This is a genomic window from Kaistia nematophila (genome assembly GCF_026343855.1).
Taxonomy (GTDB): Bacteria; Pseudomonadota; Alphaproteobacteria; order Rhizobiales; family Kaistiaceae; genus Kaistia; species Kaistia nematophila.
This window is the reverse complement of sequence record NZ_JAPKNK010000011.1, coordinates 115344-138024: the sequence shown is the minus strand read 5'-3', so window position 1 is coordinate 138024 and position 22681 is coordinate 115344. Positions and strand designations below refer to the sequence as shown.

The following is a 22681-nucleotide window of genomic DNA, read 5'->3' as shown; positions in this document are numbered from 1 at the left end:
GCAGCCCCAAGGCATCCGGTTAGCCGTTGAACGGGAGGTGCGCCACTCGCAATAGATAGGTCGGCCATATCTATGCAACCATAGATATATTTTGGATTGCGGATTTGCAGCCCTTTCGCCACAGGTCCGGAGAATCGCGCCCCCGCTGACCTAGGGTCACATTACGCGGTGGTAAACCATATAGGTTGCAGCTACGCGAACTCGTGCCCTTCGGCGCGAAGGGGCGGGGGGCGGGACATGGCGGGGATCTGGACGCGGGTTGCGGCGCTGCGGGCGCTCGGGCGCTATCGCCCGATAGGCGTCTCGACGCTTCGCGGGGCTGCCGCGGCGGCGCTCCTCTCTGGATGTCTCGGTCTGTTGTCGCTCCTGGGTGCCAGCGATCCGGCCGCGGCTGCCTGCGTCGGCCAGACCGGCAATGTGATGAACTGCACGGGCGACGCCAATGGCGGCTCGGCCGTCTACACGGCGCCCAGCGTCACGACGCTCAACGTGAATTCCCTGACCTCGAACCTGTCGCAGGTGTCGCTGACCGGCACGGGTTCGTCGCCGATCGATCCGGCCGCCGTCGAGCATTACACCTGCGCGCCCCCGGCGCAGGGGCAGCCCGCCAACTGCACCATCACGCCAGCCGTGCCGGCCACCGACGACGAGCCGGCCAAGCCCGAAACCTGCGCCGGCGCCAACTGCATCGCGCCGCCCGCGAAGGCGGCCAGCGGCCCGACCGGAAATGCCGGCCCGACCCTCATCGTGAACTACACGCCGGGCGCCAATGCCGCCAACGGCGTCGTCGGTGGCAATACGGATGGCGTGCCGGGCGTCATCGCCCAGTCGAATGGCAGCCGTGGCGGCAATGGCAGCAATGGCTATGTCTTCTCGAATGGCGGCGATGGCGGCAACGGCGCGGATGGCGGCAACGCCACGGTGAACGCGAACGGCAACGTCACGACCAGCGCGGATCACGCCGCCGGCATCGTCGCGACGAGCATGGCCGGCAATGGCGGCAATGGTGGTGGCGCCTATGGCATTTCCGGCAGCGCCGGCGATGGTGGCCTCGGCGGCAGCGGCGGAACGGCAACCGTCAATTTCATCGGCGGTCACGTCATCACGACGGGGGACTACTCGGTCGGTATCGCCGCTGTCAGCCAGGGCGGCGGCGGCGGCAATGGCGGCGGCGGCGGTGGCCTTGTCTTCAACCCGGGCGGCGGCAATGCGGCCGGCAGCGGCGGCAACGCCAATGTCACCACCAGCGCCGGCACGTCGATCAGCACGTCCGGAATCTATTCTCACGGCATCGTGGCGCAGTCGATCGGCGGCGGGGGTGGCGGCAGCGCCGGCGGCTTCGGCCTGTTCTCGGCCTCGGGCGGCAGCGGCGGCAATGGCGGCAATGGCGGCATCGTCCACGTCGTGAACGGTGGCTCGATCACCACCACCGGTGATTACTCGCAGGGTATCCTGGCCCAGACCATCGGTGGTGGCGGTGGCGACGGCGGCTCGAATTTCGGCCTGTTCGCCGGCAGCGGTTCCGGCGCGCCGGGCGGCAATGGCGGACCGGCCGATGTGGTGACGGTCGGCGTCACCAATTCCGGCGCGATCGAGACCTATGGCGTCTCCTCCAACGGCATCCTGGCGCAGTCGATCGGCGGCGGCGGCGGCAATGGCGGCCGGGCCGGCGGCCTCGTCGCGCTGGGCGGCAACGGCAGTGCGACCAGCGATGGCGGCATCGTCGAGGTCACCAATACCAGCGCCGGCTCGATCAAGACGCATGACGCCTATTCGGCCGGCATCCTGGCGCAGTCGATCGGCGGCGGCGGCGGTAATGGCGGCGTCAGCGCCGGCCTGTTCACGGCAGGCGGAACGGGCGGCAAGGGCGGCGATGGCTCCCGCGTCACCGTCATCAATGCTGGCGATATCGAAACCGGCATCTATGGCGCCGATTCCATCAATTCGGCCGGCATCTTCGCGCAGTCGGTCGGCGGCGGCGGCGGCAATGGCGGCGGCGCCTTCTCCGGCAGCGCCGGCGTCAGCGTCGCGCTCGGCGGCACCGGCGGCGACGGAGGCGAGGGCAAGACGGTCGAGGTCCTGCGCGACGAGGACAATGCGCGTTATTCGATCATCACTCATGGCGACCAGTCGGACGGCGTCTTTGCTCAGTCGATCGGTGGCGGCGGCGGCAATGGCGGCTTTGCCGTGTCGGCCGCGGTCGGCGACCTGGCGCTTGCCTTTGGCGGTGACGGCGGCAAGGGCGGCGATGGCGGCGAGGTGACCGTCGAGACGGCCGGCACCATCACGACCGAGGGGGCGGGATCGCGTGGTATCTTCGCGCAGTCGATCGGCGGCGGCGGCGGCAATGGTGGCGGCGCGATTGCGGTAGCGGTCGGCGGAACGGTGGCAGCCGGCGTCAGCATCGGCGGCACCGGCGGCGAGGGCGGTGACGCCAAGGCGGTCAACGTCTCGAGCTGGAGCGATATCAAGACAAAGAGCGATAACGCCCAGGGCATCGTCGCTCAGTCGGTCGGTGGCGGCGGCGGCAATGGTGGTTATGCGATCAGCGGCGCGATCGGCGGTCTCGGCGTAGCGGTCGGCATTGGTGGCGCCGGCAGCAGCGGCGGCGCCGGCCTGGATGTCGATGTCGACAGTTCCGGCTCGATCTGGACCAAGGGCAACAATTCGACCGGTATTCTGGCCCAGTCGGTCGGCGGCGGTGGTGGCAATGGCGGCTTCGTGGTCGCCGGCGCCATCGGCGGCGGCGCGGTCAGCGTCGGTCTTGGCGGCGAAGGCGGTTCCGGCAGCTCGGCCGGCGAGGTCACCGTCAACGCCGATGGCGCCGGCCACACCATCAGCACGACGGATGGGCGCACCTGGAACATGGTCACCGAGGGTGACAATGCCGTCGGCATCCTCGCCCAGTCGGTCGGCGGCGGCGGCGGCAATGGCGGCTTTGCCGGCAGCCTGGCGGCGGGCGGCGTGGTCGGCATCGGCGTCAGCCTGGGCGGCTCCGGCGGTGGCGGCGGCGACGCCGCCAAGGTCACCGTCAACAACGGCAAGAAGGTCGGCTCGGTCGTCACCCAGAACAACATCCTGACGATGGGCGACGGTTCCTCCGGCATCGTGGCGCAGTCGATCGGTGGCGGTGGCGGCAATGGCGGCTTCGCCGTGACGCTGAGCGCATCCGGCTCCTATGGCGGCGCGGGCGGTGCGGCGGCGGTGTCGCTCGGCGGCAGCGGCGCCACCGGCGGCGTCGGCAAGGAAGTCTTCGTCACCAATTATGGCAACATCGCCACCGGCGGGCAGCAGGCGCACGGCATCCTGGCGCAGTCGATCGGTGGCGGCGGCGGCAATGGCGGCTTCTCGATCGCCGGCACCTTCACCTCCGGCGCGCTCGCTGCCTCGGTCGCCATCGGCGGCAGTGGCGGCGCGGGCCAGAATGGTGGCGAAGTCACGGTCGGATCGACCGGCAACATCGAAACCCGCGGCGACCAGTCGATCGGCATCTTCGCGCAGTCGGTCGGCGGCGGTGGCGGCAATGGCGGTTTCGCGGGCGCAGGCGCCATCGCGCTGCAGGGCGGCAGCGTCGGCGTCGGTCTCGGCGGCTCGGGCGAAGGCGGCGGCGCCGGCGTCAAGGTCGCGGTTACCTCGACGGGTAACGTGACGACGGGCGGCGACCAGTCGATCGGCATCCTCGCGCAGTCCGTCGGCGGTGGCGGCGGCAATGGCGGCTCCAACGTCACGCTGGCGCTCGGCCAGGACGCCGGCATCGCGGTCGGCCTCGGCGGCGATGGCGATATCGGCGGCGCCGGCGGCGTCGTGACCGTCACCTCCACGGGCAACCTCACCACCGGCTATGATTTCGAGCATGGCGTAATGTTCCAGGGTGGAGGCTCGGGGGCTGCCGGCATTCTGGCGCAGTCGGTCGGCGGCGGCGGCGGCAATGGCGGCTTCTCGGCTGCGGTCAGCGGCGGCAAGACGCTCGGCGTCAGCGTCTCGCTCGGCGGCAGCGGCAAGGGCGGCGGCCAGGCCGATATCGTCACCGTCTCCAGCGAAGGCAACATCACCACTGGCTATGACAGTTCGGCCGGCATCCTGGCCCAGTCGGTTGGCGGTGGCGGCGGCAATGGCGGCTTCTCTGGCGTGCTCGCCATTTCGACCGATGGCGGGGCGGCGGGCGTCAGCCTCGGCGGCTCGGGTGGCACGGGCGGCATCGGCGAGGCCGTCACGGTCACCAGCAACGGCAACATCCGGACGCTCGGCAACGGCTCGGATGGCATCCTGGCGCAATCGGTGGGCGGCGGCGGCGGCAATGGCGGCGCCAGCATCGCGGCGAGCGGCTCCGGCAAGAAGGGCAGCGTCTCGGTTTCGCTTGGCGGTGGCGGCGGCGATGGCGGCATCTCGAAGCTCGTCACCGTCAACAATACCGGCACGATCTGGACCAAGGGCGACATCTCCAACGGCATCCTGGCGCAATCGGTTGCCGGCGGCGGCGGCAATGGCGGCTTCTCGGTCGCTGGCAATCTGACCGTCGACGGCATGGGCGGCGCCAGCGTCAGCATTGGTGGTGGCGGTGGCGAGGGACAGAACGCGGGTGCGGTCATCGTCAACAGCAATGTCGGTGCGACACTCTCCGGCAATGCGGCAACGATCCACACCGAGGGCGGCGATTCCAACGGCATCTTCGCGCAGTCGGTCGGCGGCGGTGGCGGCAATGGCGGCTTCTCCGGCGCGATCTCGGTCACGGGCGAGAATGCCAAGACGGCGGTCGCCGTCTCGATCGGTGGTTTCGGCGACGGCGGCGGCAACGGCTCGACCGTCAACGTCAACTCGGTCGACAACATCCTGACAGAGGGCAACGGCTCGAACGGCATCTTCGCGCAATCGGTCGGTGGCGGCGGCGGCAATGGCGGCTTCTCCTTCGTCGCGGCGATCCAGGGCTCGCTTGGCAAGGCCGAGGACGGCACCAAGACGGCCATCTCCGCCTCGCTCGGCGGCTTTGGCGCGGCAGGCGGCAATGGTGACGCGGTGACGGTGGATTCGACCGGCCTCATCCAGACCAAGGGCAAGAAGGCCTATGGCGTGCTGGCGCAGTCGATCGGCGGCGGCGGCGGCAATGGCGGCCTCAGCGTTTCGGCGAGCCTCTCCGGTGGTGAGGAAGGTCGTCAGGTCAGCGCCTCGGTCGGCGGCTTCGGCGCGGATGGCGGCTATGGCGGCACCGTCACCGTGACCCGCAACGGCTCGATCATCACCGAGAAGGACCAGTCGGTCGGCATCTTCGCGCAGTCGGTCGGCGGCGGCGGCGGCAATGGCGGCCTGTCTGTCGCCGGCGTGATCTCCGGCAAGAACGCCAAGAGCCTGTCGGCCTCGCTCGGCGGCTTCGGCGGTGAAGGCAGCTATGGCGGTACGGTCACGGTCGACAATACCGGTTCGATCACCACCGGAGGTGTCGAGGCGCACGCCATCCAGGCGCAGTCGATCGGCGGCGGCGGCGGCAATGGCGGCATGGCGATCGCGGGCACGATCGGCGTGCTCGGCGACGAGGGCACCAACGTCAATGCCAGTGTCGCGGTCGGCGGCTTCGGTGGCGATGGCGGCATTGGCGGCCTGGTCAAGGTCGACAATGATGGCCTCCTGACGACGACCGGTGACGGCGCCTATGGCATCTTCGCGCAGTCGATCGGTGGTGGCGGCGGTTCCGGCGGCAACGCCGTCACCGGCGTGCTCGGCCTCGGCGGCAACACCGAGGGCACGCAGGTCAATATCAGCGTAGCCGTCGGCGGCCTCGGTGGCGACGGCAATCTCGGCGGCGACGTCCATGTCACCCAGGATGGCGGCATCGAGACATCGGGCGTCGGCGCGACCGGCATTTTCGCCCAGTCGATCGGCGGCGGTGGCGGCACCGGCGGGCGGTCGAACTCGATCTCGCTGCAGCTTGGTCCCTCCTGCAAGCCGCCTGCGGATTGCGACGAGGTCAAGAAGTCGCCGAACTGGAACCTGCAGGCGACGGTCGGCGGAGAGGGCGGCGTCGGCAATATCGGCGGCCTCGTCGAGGTCACCAATCTCGATTTCATAACCACCCATGGCGACAAGTCGGCCGGCATCCTGGCGCAGTCGATCGGCGGCGGCGGCGGTACGGGCGGCGACGCCTATGTCGGTCTGGGCGGCCTGGTGTCGATCCCGGGCGTGCCGGTCGATCCGCTCACCTTCCTGAAGCCGGTCAGCACAGGCAGCTTCAAGCGCTCGGCGGCGGTCGGCATTGGCGGCACGGGCGGCACCGGCGGCAATGGCGGCACGGTCACCGTCACCAATACCGGCCACATCACCACCGAAGGCCAGACCTCGGACGGCATTCATGCGCAGTCGGTCGGCGGCGGCGGCGGCGATGGCGGTGATGGCAATGCCGGCATGCTGGGCACCATCGCCCTCGGCGGCAGCGGCGGCGCAAGCGGCAATGGCGGCGCGGTCACCGTCACCAATGGCAAGGACGACTTCTCGCAGGCGAATGTCGCCCTGATCGAGACCTTCGGCGGCATCGTCCTCGACGAGGACGGCGAGCGAACGAATCCGGATGCGGATACCGGCCGCTCCAACGGCATCTTCGCGCAGTCGGTCGGCGGCGGCGGCGGTTCCGGCGGCGGCGCCGGCGCTCTGCTGGCCATTGGCGGCACCGGCGAGGCGGCGGGCTATGGCGGCACGGTCACCGTCGACAATTATGGCGGCATCCTCACCCATGCCGATGATTCCGCGGGCATCTTCGCCCAGTCGATCGGTGGCGGCGGCGGTGCCGGCGGTTCGATCGGCCTGGCGATTCTCGGCGTCGGCGGTTCCGGCGGCTCCGCCGGCGTCGGCGGAGCGGTCGGCGTCACCAACGCGGCGATGATCGAGACCCATGGTCTCGATTCGCATGCCATCTTCGCCCAGTCGGTCGGCGGCGGCGGCGGCTCCGGTGGCGGCAAGAATTCCGGCAAGTTCACCGACAGCGTTCCGGCGCTGGTGCTGATCGGCGGCGCCGGCGGTTCCTCCGGCAATGGCGGCGCGGTCACGGTCACCAACTCCAACAGCCTGCACACGCTGGGCGACGGCGCCGACGGCATCAATGCGCAGTCGATCGGCGGCGGCGGCGGCTCGGGCGGCAGGACCTATGGCCTGCTCATGGTCGGCGGCGATGTCGCTTCGACCGGCAATGGCGGCGACGTCACGGTCGAGAACCAGCGAATCCTGTCCGGGGACGAGAGTGGGACGCTGCTGCGCCAGGGCAACATCCTGGTCGAAGGCTATGGCTCGCATGGCATCTTCGCGCAGTCGGTCGGCGGTGGCGGTGGCAATGCCGGTGGCGGCTTCGCGGCCAGCCTGACCTCGGGCTCGCTCGGCGTCGGCGGCGCCGGAGGCGGGGGCGGCGGCGTCGTCAAGGTCACCAATGCGGGCACCATCACCACGACGGGCGACGCGGCGGTCGCGATCTTCGCGCAGTCGATCGGCGGCGGCGGCGGCAATGGCGCCATGACCGGCGGCACGGCGCTGGCCGACGGCTCTACCTTCGACTTCGTCATCGGCGGCGCTGGCGGCGCAAGCGGCAAGGGCGGCGACGTCACCGTCACCAATGAGGCGACCGGCCTGATCCACACGACCGGATATGGCTCGACCGGTATCCTGGCGCAGTCGGTCGGCGGCGGTGGCGGCACGGGTGGCATCACCTATGTGACCAGTCCCGGCGACACGCCGTCGATTGCGCTGGCGATCGGCGGCTCGGGCGGCGCCGGCGGCGATGGCGGCATCGTCAAGGTCATCAATGACGGCAACATGCTGATCGAGGGCGACAACTCCGTCGCGATCTTCGCCCAATCGGTGGGCGGCGGTGGCGGCGCCGGCGGCGCGGCGACCGCTGTGGCGCTCGGCGGTACGGCAGTGATCGGCGGCGCCGGCGTCACCGGCAAGGGTGGCGACGTCATCGTCGACAGCACCGGCGTCATCGAGCTGAAGGGCAACGGCTCCGTCGGCATCTTCGCGCAGTCGGTCGGCGGCGGCGGCGGTGTCGTCACCGCGGGAACCGATGGCATCGTCGAGGCCACCGCAAATGGCGGCACCGGCAATGGCGGCATCGTCAAGATCACCGGCAACACCAGGATCCTCATCACCGGCGACAATTCGGTCGGCGTCTTCGCCCAGTCGGTGGGCGGCGGCGGCGGCGTCGGCGGCTTCGACGGCAACTATCTCGGCCTGGACGGCTTCTCCGGCGCCAGCGCCCAGACCTTCAGCCTGTTCTCGGAACCGACGCCGGCCGGCTTCATGGGCTCTGTCGGCGGCGACGGCTATGGCGACGTGGTCAGCCTGACGCAGAAGGTCGATGTCGCGGTCACCGGCAAGAACTCCTTCGCCATCCTGGCGCAGAGCGTCGGCGGCGACGGCAATGGCGACATCGACGTCACCATCGAGGACAAGGTGAAGGTGATCGGCGGTTCCGAAATGGGAGCCGGCGTCGGCTTCAAGGACGGCAAGACCAACAAGCTCACCAACAAGGGCATCGTCACCTCGGTCGACTTGATCGACGGCTACGCCATGCGCGCCACCGGCGGCGACGACACCTTCGAGAACGAATATGTGACCATCGGCTCGGTCGCGCTCGGCGAAGGACAGAACGCCTTCAACAACCGCTTCGACGCCATCCACTACATGGGCGACACCGTCGATCTCGGCGCGACGGGCAAGTATCTGAACGAAGGGTACATGTCGCCCGGCGATTGGGACCGGGTGATGCGGACGACGCTGACCGGCAATCTCGAGCAGACCGAGGAAGGCGCCTATCTGCTCGACCTCGATCTCGCCGGCACGACCGACCGCATCGATGTCAGCGGCACGGCGGTGGTGGACGGCATCGTCGCCATCAACGTCATGCACCCCGCGTCGGCGCGCACCGGCAGCACGGACTACGTCATCATCCACACCGAAGAGGGCGTCACCGACGAGGGCCTGGAGCTCGACGCCGCGCAGAGCGCGGTGGCGCAGTACAAGCTGCTCTATCCGGTCGATCCCCAGGATGTCGTCCTCAATGTCGACATCAACTATGCCCGTGGGGGCATGACGGAGAACCAGACGGCGGTCGGTTCGGCGATCAACGCGATCCAGACGGACCTTGCCTCGCCGGATTTCGCTCCGATCGCGGCGGCGCTGTTCTACGTGCCGACGATCGATGCCCTCGGCGCGATCTACGATTCGATCTCGGGCGAGGGCGTTAGCGGCTTCCAGCAGCCCGAGTTCGACATGAACAGCACTTTCCTGGCGGCGATGACCGGCCAGGCGGACAGCTGGCGCATCGGCATGGGTCTCGATCCCTCGAGCCAGAGCTATACGCCGAAGGCGCTCGGCTACGCGGACGAGCCCGAAAAGAGCCCGGCCTTCGCCGCGCTCGACCAGGCCGAGGAGCGTCGCTGGAAGATCTGGGCGACGGTCGGTGGCAATTCCGGCAACGTCAATGGCGACCCGACCATCGTCGGCAGCGCCGACCTGACCTACAAGGCCGGCAGCCTGGCGGCCGGCGTGGACTACCAGGTCGATCCCGACACGCTGATGGGTCTTGCCGTCGGCGGCGCCGCCGGCTCGTTCTCGGTGCCGGATCGCGAGACCAGCGGCAACATGGTCGGCGGCCATCTCGGCGCCTATGGCGCGAAGAAGTGGGGCCAGTTCTATGCCAATGGCGCGCTCGCGTTGGACATCTACGACAACAGCACCCGCCGCCAGGCGACCGTGCCTGGCTCCGACGCGCCGCTCAATCCCGTGCCTGGCTTCTCGGAACGCTGGGAGGGCGATTTCCTGAGCGGCGGCTTCAGCGCCCGCGCCGAAACCGGATGGCGCCAGCCCGTCGCCGGCCTCGGCGCGGTCACCGGCTTCGCCGGCCTGCAGTTTGCCTCGCTGACCATGCAGGGCTTCCAGGAGACCTCCCCGAACGGCGACGTCCTCGGCCTCGACTATGACCGCCGCACCATCACGTCGCTTCCTTCCATGCTCGGCCTGCAGTTCGACACGACGATGGGGCTCGGCGAGAACACGACCATCCAGCCCTGGGCGCGGGCGGCCTGGCAGCACGAGTTCAATCCGGATCGCTCGGTCAATCCGAGCTTCCTCGCGGCGCCGGGCTATCCCTTCGTCGTGCAGGGCGCGGCCGCGGCCGAGGATGCGCTGGCGGTCAATGCCGGCTTCAGGATGAACTGGGGCCCGGACACCTCGTTCTTCGCCACTTTTGACGGCAAGTTCGCCGACAACGTCCAGACCTATGGCGGCAATGCCGGCTTCCAGGTCCGCTGGTAGCGTCTCCTGCCGGCCGCGCTTTCGCGTGGCCGGCTCCAATGCCCAGTTGGCTCGACGCCCGCTCGCGTGGATCCCGCCGGCGGGTGTCGAGCTTTGGAGGAGCAGGCTTTTCCCAGACCTTCGTCCGGTCCCAAGCGCTCACCTGTTATTCGTGGTCAAATACCAGTTGACAGGAATGCGGCTTGCTATCTGATGTGAACGAAAGCTCTCACCTGCGAAAAATAAGCTGGAGGGCGGAGGTTGGCGTGGGAGCCGCCAGCCGGGTGTTCTTGAGAACAAGAGTTCGCGTGCGGAACGTGCGACGAGAAAGCTTGGGCCAGAGGGACGTCGCACGCCACGCGGCGGGGCCTGAACAGGGCGCGGTGAGCGGATATCCGCCCCGGCCAAGAGGGAGGGAGACAGGATCATGACACGGGCTAGGACGAAACTCGGCGTGGCGGTCTGCGCCGCTGCCTTGATGAGCGTGGCCGGCGTGGCGAAGGCCGCCGAACTGCCGCCGGCCTTCGCGACGCTGCCGCCGGATATCCAGGCGCTCTATGTCGGCGTCGAGGAGACGATCCAGCCGTCGGCCTATGACAATTTCGGCCCGGTCAAGCAGCCGTGGAAGTGGTGCCACTCGGAATCCTACCAGGGCAATCCCTGGCGGGTCTCCGTCACCAAGGAGCTCGAGCGCCTGGTCGATCTCTACAAGGCGAAGGGCTGGGTCTCCGATTTCGAGATGTCGGATTCGAACGGCGACACCGGCCAGCAGATCGCCCAGATCCGCGCCTTCATCGACAAGAAGTGCAGCATCATCACCTCCTTCGCCGGCTCTTCGACGGCGCTGAACGAAGTGATCGAGGCCGCCTTCAAGGCCGGCATTCCCTTCGTCACCGGCGCGGGCGCCGTCACCAGCCCCTATGCCATCAACGTCGATTCCAACTATGTGAAGTTCGGCTATGACGTCGCCAAGGGCGTCGTCGAGGGCATTGGCGGCAAGGGCAACGTACTGCGCATCGAGGGCATCGCAGGCAGCCCGTTGGTCGCCCAGCAGCGCGCCGGCGCCGACAAGGCCTTTGCCGAGGCGCCCGACGTCAAGGTGATCCGCGACGTCAACGGCAACTGGTCGCCCAACGTCACCAAGACGGTGACGCTGCAGGTGCTCGCCACCACGCCGCAGCCGATCGCGGGCGTCTGGACCTCGGGTTCGGAGTCGCGCATCGTCGCCGAGGCGTTCAAGCAGGCCGGCCGGCCGATCCCGGTCGTCTCCGGCTCGATCTCCGGCGATGCGCTCGGCTTCTGGAAGGATAACCAGGACACGTTCCGCTTCACCGGCGGCGCGCTGATGCCGTCCTGGACGGCGCAGACCCTGTTCCGCGTCGGCGTCCGCGTGCTCGAAGGCCAGCAGCCGAAGCTGAACATCCTGATGATCCCGGTGCCGGCCGTGAAGCCGGACGAGCTCGGCAAATGGCATCGCGAGTGCATGACCAAGGACGCCGTCTCGATCTTCCCCGTCGCGCCTCAGGACCCGATGCCGGAAGAGCTGATGGACGCCTATTTCGCCAAGCCGGCGCATACGCAGCTGTTCGATTACGCCCAGACGCCGGATCCCTGCTCCAAGTAGGATCACGGACAGGCGACACACGCCGGTGGCCGCTTCAAACCCGGCTATCGGCGTGGTTCTCTGACGAGCGGGCGGCCACGGCCGGCGCCCGCCTGAATGCGCATCGGGGGAATGACGGTCTATGCTGGAGATCCGCGATCTCTCCAAGCGCTATGGCGAGACGGTGGCGCTGGACGGCGCCACCATCGATTTTGCGCCCGGCACCATTCACACCATTCTCGGCGAGAACGGCTCGGGCAAGAGCACGCTGGTCAAGCTGCTCTCCGGCATCGTCACGCCGGATCGCGGCAGCATCACCTTCGAGGGCCGCAGGATCGCCGGTCGCGATCCCGCCGATTTCCGCGCGGCCGGCTTCGCCACCGTCTTCCAGGAAGTGCTGATCGCGCCGGACCGCAGCGTCGCCGACAACATATTGCTCGGCTATGACGGCCTTCTTCGCCGCCGCGTGCCGCGCGGCGAGCGTCGCGCCTTCGCCGGCAGCGTCCTGTCCGAATTCGCGGTGACCCGGGTGCCGCTCGACGAGCCGGCCGGCGAGGTGCCGCTGGCGGCGCAGCAATTGATCGTGCTCGCCCGGGCGCTGACCCGCAAACCCCGCGTGCTGATCCTCGACGAGGTCACCGCCGCGCTCGATTTCGCTGATCGCGAGGCGGTGTTCGCGCTGATGCGGCGGCTGGCGGCGGACGGCTGCCTGATCCTGTTCATCACCCACCGGATGGACGAGGTCACCGGCCTTTCCGACCGCGTCACGGTCTTGCGCAGCGGTCAGGTGGTGAAGACTCTGGAGAAGGGCGAACTCGTGCCGGATGAGCTGCTCGCGCTGATGGCGCCGGATACCGCGCGGGAGCTGCACCATGGCTGACGCCGCCGTCGCGCTTTCCGTACGCGGCCTGTCGCTGAAGCCGGGCGCGGTTCTGTTCGAGCAGACGATCCGGCGCGGCGAGATCGTCGGCCTTGCCGGCCTCGACGGCCATGGCCAGGATGCCTTCATCGAGACGCTGGCCGGCCTGCGCCCGCCCGTCGCCGGCGAGGTCCTGGCCGGCGGCCGCGAGATACGGAGCTTCCGGCAGGCGGTTCGAAGCGGCATCGCCTATCTGCCGCGCGACCGTCGCGCCACCGGCATCTTCCCGTCCATGTCGATCCTCGACAATTTCGCCATCGCGACTGTCGGCCGCGATCGCCGGCTCGGCCTGATCAGCGCGGCCGAGCGGCGCAAGCGCTACGATTATTATCGCGACCGGCTGTCGATCGTCGCGCCCGAGCCCGGCCACCTGATCACCACGCTTTCCGGCGGTAACCAGCAGAAAGTGCTGCTCGCCCGCGCCCTGGCGCACAAGCCGGACGTGCTGCTCCTGAACGACCCGACGCGCGGCGTCGACATCGCCACCCGGCGCGTGCTCTACGCCGTGTTCCGCGAACTGGCGGCTGAGGGCATGGCGCTGGTGATCCTCTCGACCGAGATCGAGGAGGCTCTGGTGCTCTGCGACCGCATCCTCGTCTTCCGCGAACAGGAACTTGCCGCCTCGCTGGAAGGGGTAGGGCGCTCGTCCGAGCGCATCATTTCCACCATGTTCGGGCGCGCAGCATGACGGCGATCGCAACCTCGCAACCCACTCGCCGGGCCTCGGCCCTGACGGCGATCTGGCGGCAGACCGGCTTCGCGCCGATCCTGTTCGTCATCCTGCTCGCGATCAACATCGTCATCAATCCGGCCCGCTTCGCGCCGGGCGCCTGGGGCACGCTGATCGGCCTCGCGGCGCCGCTGGTCGGCGCGGCGATCGCCTCGGCGCCGGCGATCCTCGGCGGCCGCGGCGGCATCGACATCTCGGTCGGCCCGATCATGGGCTTCGTCAACGCCATCGTCGTGCTGGTGCTGGTGCAGAAGCTGGGCTTGACCTCGCCCCTCATCGTCGTCGGGGCGGCCGTCCTGATCGGCGCCGCCATTGGCGCGCTGAACGGCTTCCTGGCGACGATCCTGCGCATCCAGCCGATCGTCGCGACGCTCGGCACCTATCTGCTGCTGGTCGGCACGACGCTCACCATCCTGCCGGCGCCGACCGGCACGGTTCCGGCCTGGCTGAAATCGCTCGGCGGGCCGCTGTCGATCCTGCCGCTCGGCGCCGTCTTCCTGATCTGGATCGGCATCCGCCGCCTGCCTTACTACGACCACCTGATGGCGGTCGGCAGCGACGACCGCGCCGCCTATACGGCCGGCATCCCGGTGACGCTGGTGCGCTTCCTCTCCTATGTCATCACCGGCGTCTTCGCCGGCGTCGCGGGGCTGATGATGACGGCGCTGATCGGCTCGGCCGACCCGTCGATCGGCCCGACCTACACGCTGATCGCCATCTCGGCCGTGGCGCTTGGTGGCGTCAGCCTTGCCGGCGGGCGAGGCGGCCTGCTCGGCGCCGCCATCGGCGCGATCGACATTTTCCTGCTGCAGAGCGCGCTGACCTATTTCAACTTCTCGACCTTCGTCCTGCAGATCGCCTATGGCGCGATCCTTGTCATCGCCATCGTGCTGACGGCCTTGCAGGACCGCTGGCTCGGACGTGTGCGGGGAGTGAGCTAGATGGCGCGGTTGACCAGTGACCAGGCTCGCGTCCTCGGCGCGCTCATCGTCGCCGTCGCCCTGCATCTGACCGGCACGGCGCTGATCGAGGGCTACAGCAGCGAATTCTCCATGCGGGCGATGCTGGTGCTCGGCTCGCTGCTGGCCATCGCCTCGATCGGCCAGACGCTGGTGGTGATCATCGGCGGCATCGACCTCTCGATTCCCTTCGTCATCGGCTTCGCCAATGTCGTCACGGCGCAGCTCTATGGCGGCGGCATGAACTTCGCGCTGGTGTGCGCGATCGTCGTCGGTCTCGCCTGCGCGATCGGCGCGCTGAACGGCCTGATCTCGTCGAGCCTCAAGCTGCATCCCCTCATCGTCACGCTCGGCATCGGTACGATCGTGCAGGGCTCGGTGCTGCTCTGGACTGGCGGCTTTCCGTCCGGCTCGGCGCCAGAATCGATCACCGAATTCGTCTCGATCGGCGGCTCGGTCGGCTTCCTGCCCGTACCCTGGCTGGTGCCGTGCTTCGTCGCGCTCGCGGCCATCGTCACCGTGGCGCTCGCCCGCACCGCCTATGGTCGCCGCCTGTTCGCCCTCGGCAGCAATCCGCGCGCCGCGCCGCTCGCGCTCATCAACCCGGTGGCGATGTGGACGGCGACGTTCGCGCTCTCGGCCGCCTTCGCCGCCGTCACCGGCATCCTGCTGCTCGGTTTCACCGGCTCGGCCTATGGCGAGGTCGGCCAGCCCTATCTGTTCCAGACCATCGCCGCCGTCGTCATCGGCGGCACGGCGCTGGTCGGCGGGCGCGGCTCCTATCTCGGCACGGTCGCCGGCGCGCTGGTGCTGACCGAGATCAACACGCTCTTGATCGGCATCGGCCTGCAGCCGTCGCTGGTGCAGGCGGTCCTCGGCGTCGTCATCGTCGTGCTGGTGTCGTTCTATGGCCGCGACGCCCATGTGCGGACGACGATCTGAGGCGGTTCAGCCCTTGATCGGGAATTTCGGCTCCGGCAGGTGGCCGCCGATCTGGCGGCAGAGTTCGGCCGCAGCCTCGTAGAGATGCTTCGATGCGTCCGCCAGCTGCACCTGGTTGGTGACCCAGAGCAGGAACGGCATGGTGATCGCCGCCTGGGCGATGCCGCTGGCGTCGAAGATCGGGAAGGATACGTCGGTGATGCCGCGCAGCGTCTCGTCCGCGACCATCTCGTAGCCGCGCTTCTGGATCTGCTCGACACGGCGGATCAGCGGCTCCGGATCCTTCTCACGCGACAGCAGCTCCTCGGAGGCGCGCTCGATCAGCATGGCGCGGGTCGGCTCGTTCTGGAAGGCGATCAGCGTGCGCCCGGACGCCGTCGACAGCATCCTGGTCTGGGTGCCAAGACGCACGCGAAAACCGACCGGGGCGGGATTGTCGGCAACGGCGATGACTCGGACCGAGAGCCCGTCGAGGATCGACAGGATGATCGCCTCCTCGACCTCGGCCGCCAGGCTCTGCAGGATCGGCTGCGCCGCCTCGCGCAGCCGCCGGATCGGCGGATGGCCGCAGGCGAGATCGAACAGCTTCATCGAAATCTGGAACGCCTCACCGGGCGGCTTGCGCTCGACATAGCCGCGCCGCTCGAGCGAGACGACGACGCGGTAGACTTCCTGCACGGACCGGCCGAGCGAATGGGCGATCTGCGACAGGATCAGCCCGCCCGACTGGCCGGCCAGCAGTTCGAGGATGTCGAGCCCCTTTTCCAGCGCCGGAGCCTTGTAGGCGACCGCCGCCGTGGCCTGCTGTTCGACGTCCACCGCCACTGCCTTCTTCGCCATTTCCGAGCCCCGTGCGTGCCTGCTTGTTTCCTCACCGATACATCATCGCGCCCTTGACAGCATCTGCCGAGCGCTATCCTATTTCAAAAACAATTATCATATGTGGAAATTGACGTCGCGCCGCGAGTCGTTTCCCGTGGGAACAGGAACATGACGGGGCAGCGCTACAGCGGGGCGATCATCGACGCCCATCATCATTTCTGGGATTTGAGCCTCGGCAAGCATGGCTGGCTGGAGGGCGGCCAGCCCGACGACGAACTGGCGCCGCTCCGCCGCAACCATCTCGCCAGGGACTACGAGGCACTGGCATTGCCGGAAGGCATCGTCGCCAGCGTGCATGTCGAGGCCAACTGGGATCCGGCCGACCCGGCCGGCGAAAACCGCTGGCTCGACACGCTGGAGCGATCGCCCGGCATCGCGTCGCGCTATGTCGCCCATGCGGCGCTGCTCGATCCCGGCGCAGCCGCCGTGCTGGAGCAGCATGCGGAAAGCGCGCGCGTCGTCGGCATCCGCGAGATCCTGAGCTGGCACCCCGACCCGGCCAAGCGCCGGATGCCCGACAATGACCGCATGGACGATCCGCGCTGGCGCGCCAGTCTCGCCCGCTTCCGCGATCTCGGCTTCAGCTTCGACCTGTTGATCACGCCGCATCAGTTCGAGAGCACGATGCGACTGGTGGCGGATTTTCCCGACATCGCCTTCATCTTGAACCACTGCGCCAGCCCGATCGACCGCGATGCGGATGACATGCGGCGCTGGCGCGAAGGGCTGGTTCAACTGGCAATCGCGCCGAATGTCGCGATCAAGATCTCCGATCCCGTCGCCTATGATCCGCAATGGAGCCGCGAGAGCCTGACCGAAGTGATCCATGCCTGCATCGATGCCTTCGGGCCGGAGCGCTCTATGTTCGCCACCGACTACCCGGTGGCGGGCCTGCATATCGGCTTCGCCGAATGGATTGACGTCTTCAAGGACGCGACGCGCGGTTTCTCGGCCGACGAACAGGCAGCGCTCTTCGCCGGGACAGCCCGGCGCTGGTACAGGATGGCTTAGCCATACCGCCTTCAGCTGAAAGCAAGACCCTCACCCAACCCTCTCCCGCAAGCGGGCGAGGGCTTCGGGCCGGCGTCATGCCGATAGCGGGGCGTCATATCGATCGCGGGGATTGGACGGCGCGCTCCCTCTCCTGCCTGCGGGAGAGGGTAGGGGTGAGGGCCCCCTAGATTAGCCTCAGTTGCTCGCCTGGGTCTGCACGTCGTCGAGCTTGACGAACACCGCGCCCGAGGCGGCGAGCCGCTTGATGCCCTCGACGACGCCGAGGCCGGCCGGATGTCCCGGCTGGTTGATATGGGCGATGATAACGTCGCCGGATTTCGCCGCGGCGATGCGCTTGGCGACCGTGGCGGCCGGCAGCGACGCGCCCATGTCGGCGTTCAGCGAGAAGCCGGCGACCTCGTAGCCGTCGGCGCGGATCTGGTCGAGCGCGTCGCGGCTGTAGACGGCCGTCGCGCCGCGGAACCAGCGCGGCGGCTTGCCGGTCGCCTGCTGAATGGCCGAGGCGCCGCCATCGACCTCCTTCTGCACCGCTTCCAGCGAGCCGGCCGTCTTCACGCCGTAGAGGCTTGGAATGTCGGTGATCGCCGGCACATGCTGGTCGCCGTGGTTCTCGATCTGGAACAATTCGGGGTGCGCCATCAGGGTGGACATGGTGGCGGCGTTCCGCTTCATCCAGCGATGGGTGACGAACAGGGTCGCCGGAATCCGGTTCTCGACCAGCAGGTTCAGGATGCGCTGGTCGATGGCGCCGGAACACGCGTCGAAGGTCAGCGCCACGACTCGGGGTCCCGGCGGCGGCGCGGCGATGCGCAGCTTCAGTTCGATGTCATGCGACTTCGCCGTCGCCGGCAGGGCGGCGACGAGGCTGGCGCCAAGCGCGAGGATCGTGGCGAGGAGGGGGCGACTGCAGGACATGCGGAACTCCGGGACGCGGCGTGCGCGGAGAAAGATCCAGCACTTCGACTCAAATAAGGCGGCAGGCAACAGATCTCGCGCTTTCCGCCTCTCTTTCGCACCGGCGCCGGACGCGATTGCGGCGTGCCGGCAGGACGCCGCCGAACTGGGGCATCGATTCCTGCAAACGCTCCTTGGAGGTCTTGCATGTTTGGACATTAACCATCTGCGCGCAAACATTTTTCCGTTGTCTAGGAGGCGACGGGCGACGGTGGTAGCGTTAACTTTCCCCAGGCTTGAAGCGAACGGACCGTTCCGCCCGGGGCGAGGGCCGCGTCGTGATGTCTTGTACCGCGCAGTGCCATGGCTCATGCGACGCGCGAAGCTGGCGGAATGGATCCGGCGTTTCTCGGCGTTTCGCATGCCTCCCGGAACGGGCTCCGACGCAAGGGGATGCCGGTGGCTGACAGCTGGCCCGTGATCCTGCTGGTCGAGGACGAACCGCTGGTGCGGGCCGCTGTCGCTGAAATGCTGGAGGATCTCGGATTTTCCGTCGAGCAGGCCGCTTCCGCTGGTGCAGCCTCGGCCCTTCTGGCCGTGCCGGATCATCCCTATGACGCGGTCATCATCGATGTCGGCCTGCCGGATCGGCCCGGCGACGAACTCGCCAGGGACATCCTGTCCGATCTCGCCGAAATCCCGGTCATTATCGCCAGCGGCGGCGATCCCTCCGAGCTCGATCCGGCGCTGGCCGGCAATGCGCGCATCGCCATCCTGAGCAAGCCCTATGGCGCCCGAGGCATGATCGAGCTTCTAGCCTCGCTCGGCGTCATCGCCGGCAGGCCCTGAGGTCCGCGCAGTCGCACAGCTTTTGGTGGAAGAAGGCAGCGTCAGGCTGGGCGTCCGGCTGGTACGCCGTCGAAGATATGCGACTATGCCTGCTCGCTCGACGTTCCGACCGGAGGAGGCCGCCCCGTGCCGACGGAGTACTATCTCGACGTTGCCATGCGTCTCGGTATGGCCGTGCTTTGCGGCCTGCTGATCGGCATCAACCGCGACGCCAAGGAAAAGCCGGCCGGCATGCGCACGCTGGCCATGGTCTCGCTCGGCGCGGCGCTGGTCGCGGTCAGCGTCGGCAACATCGCCACCTTCGCCGGCCATCCCGACGCGCAGAGCCGGGTGTTGCAGGGCGTCATCCAGGGCGTTCTCGCCGGCATCGGCTTCATCGGCGCCGGCGCCATCCTGCGTCCGTCCAAGCGTGGCGAGGTCGTGCATGGCGTCACGACGGCGTCGACGGTGTGGGTGTCGGCGGCGCTCGGCATCGCCTGCGGCCTCGGCGACTGGCCGGTCGTCCTCATCTCGCTGATGCTGGTCTTCCTGGTCCTTGTCGTCGCCAAGCCGATCGAGCGGCGCTGGCTGGACTATCTGCGCGCTCGCGAGGAGGCGCAGGAGGCCGCCGCAGCTGCCGCCTCGGCGGAAGGCGCCGAACCGGCGGCTCGCTCGAAGCCGGTCTAGGACTGGTTGCCACGACGGTTGGAATCGAGCGCCCAGACGAGCGCGCCGAGGACGGCGACGGCGCTGACGCCGCTGGAGGCGATCAGCACCTTGCGCGACAGCCGAGTGACGTTCGATGGTTCGGGCCGCAGGCAAAGCTAGGCTTTGATATCGGGAGCGTCGGTCGTCAATACGCGGCACCCGTGAGCCAACGGAAAACGCGGCGCCATCCGCATCATCGGAGCCTTACTCAGCTGAAACAGCTCACTTGTCAGCGCCTCTTCATTCGGAAGTCTTGAAAGAGCCAGCTGATCCGCAAGAGGCTTGGTCGGTCCTGCCCAGATTGACAGTTCGGGCAATCTCCGGTCTTCTCATGCTGGCGGCCCGATGCATGTCGGTAAACGATTTAAGTCGAACGGTGCCGGAGCGAACCGCCCTACGTTTCATCTTCATCCGATCCGGGCCGGCCTGCGGACTTAAGGAGGTCAAGTAGAGTTCGGAGGAACTTGATCAGAATTCTTTATCCACTGCTGTGAGATCAAGGAGCGTCTGATGAAGTCGTCCAAACTATTTCGTAGCCTGCTGGTGTTGCCTTTTCTGGCCGCAAGCTGTGGAGCTTCTGCCCATGCCCAAACCGCCGGTGTGCCGCTCGCTGCACGAGATGGACAGGTCACGCTGCCTTATGCGGAGCAGAAGTTCCGCGGCAATGTGGGCACCACCTATCTGAATGCCGACCCGGCAGAGTTTCCCGCCCCAATCAAGGCCCCCGAAGGCGCACCGAACGTCCTGCTGGTGTTGCTCGACGATGTGGGTTTCGGGCAGTTCGACGTTACAGGCGGCGGCGTTCCCTCGCCCGCGCTAGACGAACTGGCCAAAGAGGGTCTGACCTTCACGCGCTTCCACACCACCGCGCTCTGCTCGCCGACGCGCGCCGCTCTGCTGACGGGGCGCAACCACAATGTGGCCGGGACCGGTGTCATCACCGAACTTGCCACCGGCTATGACGGCTATACCGGAGTCATTCCCAAGGACACCGCCTCGTTCGCCGAGATCCTGCGTCAGAACGGCTATGTCACGGCTTGGATCGGCAAGAACCACAACACTCCGATCTACGAGACCAGCGCCGCCGGGCCCTTCGACCATTGGCCGAACGGGCTGGGCTTCGATTATTTCTACGGCTTCATGGCAGGCGACACAAACCAGATCCGCCCATATCTCTTTGAGAATCAGACCCCTATTGGGACTCCCGATAAGGAGGGCTATTACCTCAGCACCGATCTGGCCGACCATACGATCGACTGGCTGAAGAGGCTCGAGGCGATCCAGCCCGAGAAGCCCTGGTTCGCCTATCTCGCGCCCGCCGCGACCCATGCCCCGCATCAGGCCCCGAAGGAGTTGATCGCCAAGTTCAAGGGCAAGTTCGATATGGGCTGGGATGCCTATCGCGAGCAGACCTTCAAGCGACAGAAGGAGCGCGGGATCATTCCTGCCGATACCGAGTTGACTCCGCGCCCCGCCAGCCTGCCGGCCTGGGACAGCCTGAACGCCGACCAGAAGAGGCTGTACTCGCGCATGATGGAGGTCTTCGCGGCCTATGGCGAGCAGGTAGACCACGAGGTCGGGCGCGTGCTTGACTATGTCAAGACCTTGCCCGATGCCGACAATACGATGATCATCTATATCGTCGGCGACAATGGTGCCTCCGCCGAGGGCGGCTTCGACGGCACGCTGAACGAGAATGCCTTCTTCAATCAATATCTGATGAAGACCGAGGACATGATCGACCGGATCGATGAGATCGGGACCGAACTGCATTTCAACCACTTCCCTGCCGGCTGGGCCTGGGCTGTCGATACCCCGTTTCAATGGACCAAGCAGGTCGCGAGCCACCTGGGCGGCGTGCGCAACCCGATGATCGTCAAATGGCCGGCCCGCTTCCGGAAGGGCGGGGAGATGCGGACCCAGTTCCTGCATGTCATCGATATTGCGCCGACCATTCTTGACGCGGCCCATATCCCCGAGCCGCGCAGCGTCAATGGGACGGCTCAGACCCCGATCCAGGGCAAAAGCTTCCTGAGCGTGCTGGACGATGCCAAGGCCGAAGAGGTCCGCACGAGCCAGTATTTCGAGATGTTCGTGAACCGCGGTATGTATGACAAAGGCTGGTGGGCGGCGTCGCTGGCCTTCGAGCCCTGGGACCCGGTTCGCGGCGAGTTCGATCCGATGAAGGCGAAATGGGAGCTCTACAACCTTGATGAGGATTTCAGCCAGGCCAAGGATCTTGCGGCCAAGAATCCCGACAAGCTGGAGGAACTGAAGGCGCTCTGGTGGGCAGAGGCATCGAAGAACAAGGCGTTGCCGCTTGACTGGCGCGGTGCCGAACGCTTCAGCGCCGAAGGCACCGGAAAGCCGAATCTTGCAGCCGGGCGTGACAGCTTCACCTATGAGGGCGTGCTGGCGGGCCTGCCGGAATCCTCCGCCCCCGACCTGAAGAACAAATCCTTCAGCGTCACCGCCAAAGTCAAGATCAAGGAAAATGCCAATGGCATGATCTTCACGCAAGGTGGCAATACCGGCGGCTGGGCATTCTATCTTAAGGACGGCCAGTTAAAGGCCGTCCATAATTATATCGACGTCGCGGTTTATTCCGTCGAAAGCGACAGCGCCGTCCCTGCGGGTGAGCATGAACTGAAAATGGAGTTCGCCTATGAGGGCGGCAAGGAAATGGGAAAAAGCGGGTCCATAACTCTGTCCATCGACGGCAAGGCGGTCGGTTCGGGCACTATCGCGAAGACCACTCCGTTCAAATATTCGCTCTCCGAGAACCAGGACGTCGGGACGGATACCGGCACGGCGGTCACCAGCGACTACAAGGCGCCGTTCGATTTTCAGGGCGAGCTGGAGAAAGTGGTCGTGGAACTCCAGAAGTAAGATTGGCCGGGCGCTCTGCCATTCGGTGGGCGCCCGGCTTATTG

Annotated in this window: 12 protein-coding genes and 1 pseudogene; 10 read left to right on the top strand and 3 right to left on the bottom strand. The window is 67.4% G+C overall.

Annotated features, from left to right (window positions below):
- Positions 1-357: 357 nt before the first annotated feature.
- From OSH07_RS21080 to OSH07_RS21055, 6 genes are all read left to right on the top strand, one after another.
- On the top strand, positions 358-10290 hold the full coding sequence (locus tag OSH07_RS21080) for a hypothetical protein (protein WP_266340669.1): 9933 nt from the start codon (positions 358-360) through the stop codon (positions 10288-10290).
- Between the two features lie 406 nt (positions 10291-10696).
- A complete protein-coding gene (locus OSH07_RS21075; protein WP_266340668.1) occupies positions 10697-11893 on the top strand; it encodes a substrate-binding domain-containing protein in 1197 nt (398 codons plus the stop codon).
- A 121-nt stretch (positions 11894-12014) separates the two neighbouring features.
- A complete protein-coding gene (locus tag OSH07_RS21070; RefSeq protein WP_266340667.1) occupies positions 12015-12752 on the top strand; it encodes an ATP-binding cassette domain-containing protein in 738 nt (245 codons plus the stop codon).
- The gene (locus OSH07_RS21065) at positions 12745-13479 is read left to right on the top strand and encodes an ATP-binding cassette domain-containing protein (protein ID WP_266340666.1); all 735 of its coding nucleotides are present in this window, start codon (positions 12745-12747) and stop codon (positions 13477-13479) included. Before OSH07_RS21070 ends, OSH07_RS21065 begins: the two co-directional genes overlap by 8 nt.
- Positions 13476-14462, top strand: a complete 987-nt coding sequence (locus OSH07_RS21060) for an ABC transporter permease (RefSeq protein WP_266340665.1) — start codon at positions 13476-13478, stop codon at positions 14460-14462. Before OSH07_RS21065 ends, OSH07_RS21060 begins: the two co-directional genes overlap by 4 nt.
- Complete coding sequence (locus tag OSH07_RS21055; RefSeq protein ID WP_266340664.1) at positions 14463-15422, top strand: ABC transporter permease; 960 nt, start codon at positions 14463-14465, stop codon at positions 15420-15422.
- A 6-nt stretch (positions 15423-15428) separates the two neighbouring features.
- On the opposite strand, the gene OSH07_RS21050 is transcribed toward OSH07_RS21055, so the two are convergent.
- Positions 15429-16262 carry an IclR family transcriptional regulator gene (locus OSH07_RS21050; protein ID WP_266340663.1) on the bottom strand — a complete coding sequence of 278 codons (834 nt, stop codon included), beginning with the start codon at positions 16260-16262 and terminating at the stop codon, positions 15429-15431.
- 150 nt (positions 16263-16412) lie between these two features.
- Between OSH07_RS21050 and OSH07_RS21045 the strand changes: the two genes are divergently transcribed.
- The gene (locus tag OSH07_RS21045) at positions 16413-17315 is read left to right on the top strand and encodes an amidohydrolase family protein (RefSeq protein ID WP_266340662.1); all 903 of its coding nucleotides are present in this window, start codon (positions 16413-16415) and stop codon (positions 17313-17315) included.
- A gap of 177 nt (positions 17316-17492) precedes the next feature.
- Here the strand turns inward: OSH07_RS21045 and OSH07_RS21040 are convergent, their stop codons facing one another.
- On the bottom strand, positions 17493-18233 hold the full coding sequence (locus tag OSH07_RS21040) for a polysaccharide deacetylase family protein (RefSeq protein ID WP_266340661.1): 741 nt from the start codon (positions 18231-18233) through the stop codon (positions 17493-17495).
- 438 nt (positions 18234-18671) lie between these two features.
- On the opposite strand from OSH07_RS21040, the gene OSH07_RS21035 reads away from it, so the two are divergent.
- Both OSH07_RS21035 and OSH07_RS21030 read left to right on the top strand, forming a co-directional pair.
- Positions 18672-19061, top strand: a complete 390-nt coding sequence (locus OSH07_RS21035) for a response regulator (RefSeq protein WP_266340660.1) — start codon at positions 18672-18674, stop codon at positions 19059-19061.
- Positions 19062-19187: 126 nt separating this feature from the next.
- Entirely contained in the window at positions 19188-19727 is a 540-nt protein-coding gene (locus OSH07_RS21030; RefSeq protein WP_266340659.1) for an MgtC/SapB family protein, read from the top strand.
- Here the strand turns inward: OSH07_RS21030 and OSH07_RS21025 are convergent.
- Positions 19727-19858 (bottom strand): annotated as a pseudogene (locus OSH07_RS21025) (TrbI/VirB10 family protein); the annotation flags it as partial. The gene OSH07_RS21030 and the pseudogene OSH07_RS21025 overlap by 1 nt on opposite strands.
- 400 nt (positions 19859-20258) lie before the next feature.
- On the opposite strand from OSH07_RS21025, the gene OSH07_RS21020 reads away from it, so the two are divergent.
- Positions 20259-22637 (top strand): arylsulfatase, encoded by a 2379-nt coding sequence (locus OSH07_RS21020; protein ID WP_266340658.1) that lies wholly within the window; start codon positions 20259-20261, stop codon positions 22635-22637.
- Positions 22638-22681 lie beyond the last annotated feature (44 nt).

Bases quoted from the DNA above. Each gene is read 5' to 3' on its own strand.
- OSH07_RS21075 (WP_266340668.1), top strand. From the start codon at position 10,697: ATGACACGGGCTAGGACGAAACTCGGCGTGGCGGTCTGCGCCGCTGCC.
- OSH07_RS21070 (WP_266340667.1), top strand. From the start codon at position 12,015: ATGCTGGAGATCCGCGATCTCTCCAAGCGCTATGGCGAGACGGTGGCG.
- OSH07_RS21065 (WP_266340666.1), top strand. From the start codon at position 12,745: ATGGCTGACGCCGCCGTCGCGCTTTCCGTACGCGGCCTGTCGCTGAAG.
- OSH07_RS21060 (WP_266340665.1), top strand. From the start codon at position 13,476: ATGACGGCGATCGCAACCTCGCAACCCACTCGCCGGGCCTCGGCCCTG.
- OSH07_RS21055 (WP_266340664.1), top strand. From the start codon at position 14,463: ATGGCGCGGTTGACCAGTGACCAGGCTCGCGTCCTCGGCGCGCTCATC.
- OSH07_RS21050 (WP_266340663.1), bottom strand. From the start codon at position 16,262: ATGGCGAAGAAGGCAGTGGCGGTGGACGTCGAACAGCAGGCCACGGCG.
- OSH07_RS21045 (WP_266340662.1), top strand. From the start codon at position 16,413: ATGACGGGGCAGCGCTACAGCGGGGCGATCATCGACGCCCATCATCAT.
- OSH07_RS21040 (WP_266340661.1), bottom strand. From the start codon at position 18,233: ATGTCCTGCAGTCGCCCCCTCCTCGCCACGATCCTCGCGCTTGGCGCC.
- OSH07_RS21020 (WP_266340658.1), top strand. From the start codon at position 20,259: ATGAAGTCGTCCAAACTATTTCGTAGCCTGCTGGTGTTGCCTTTTCTG.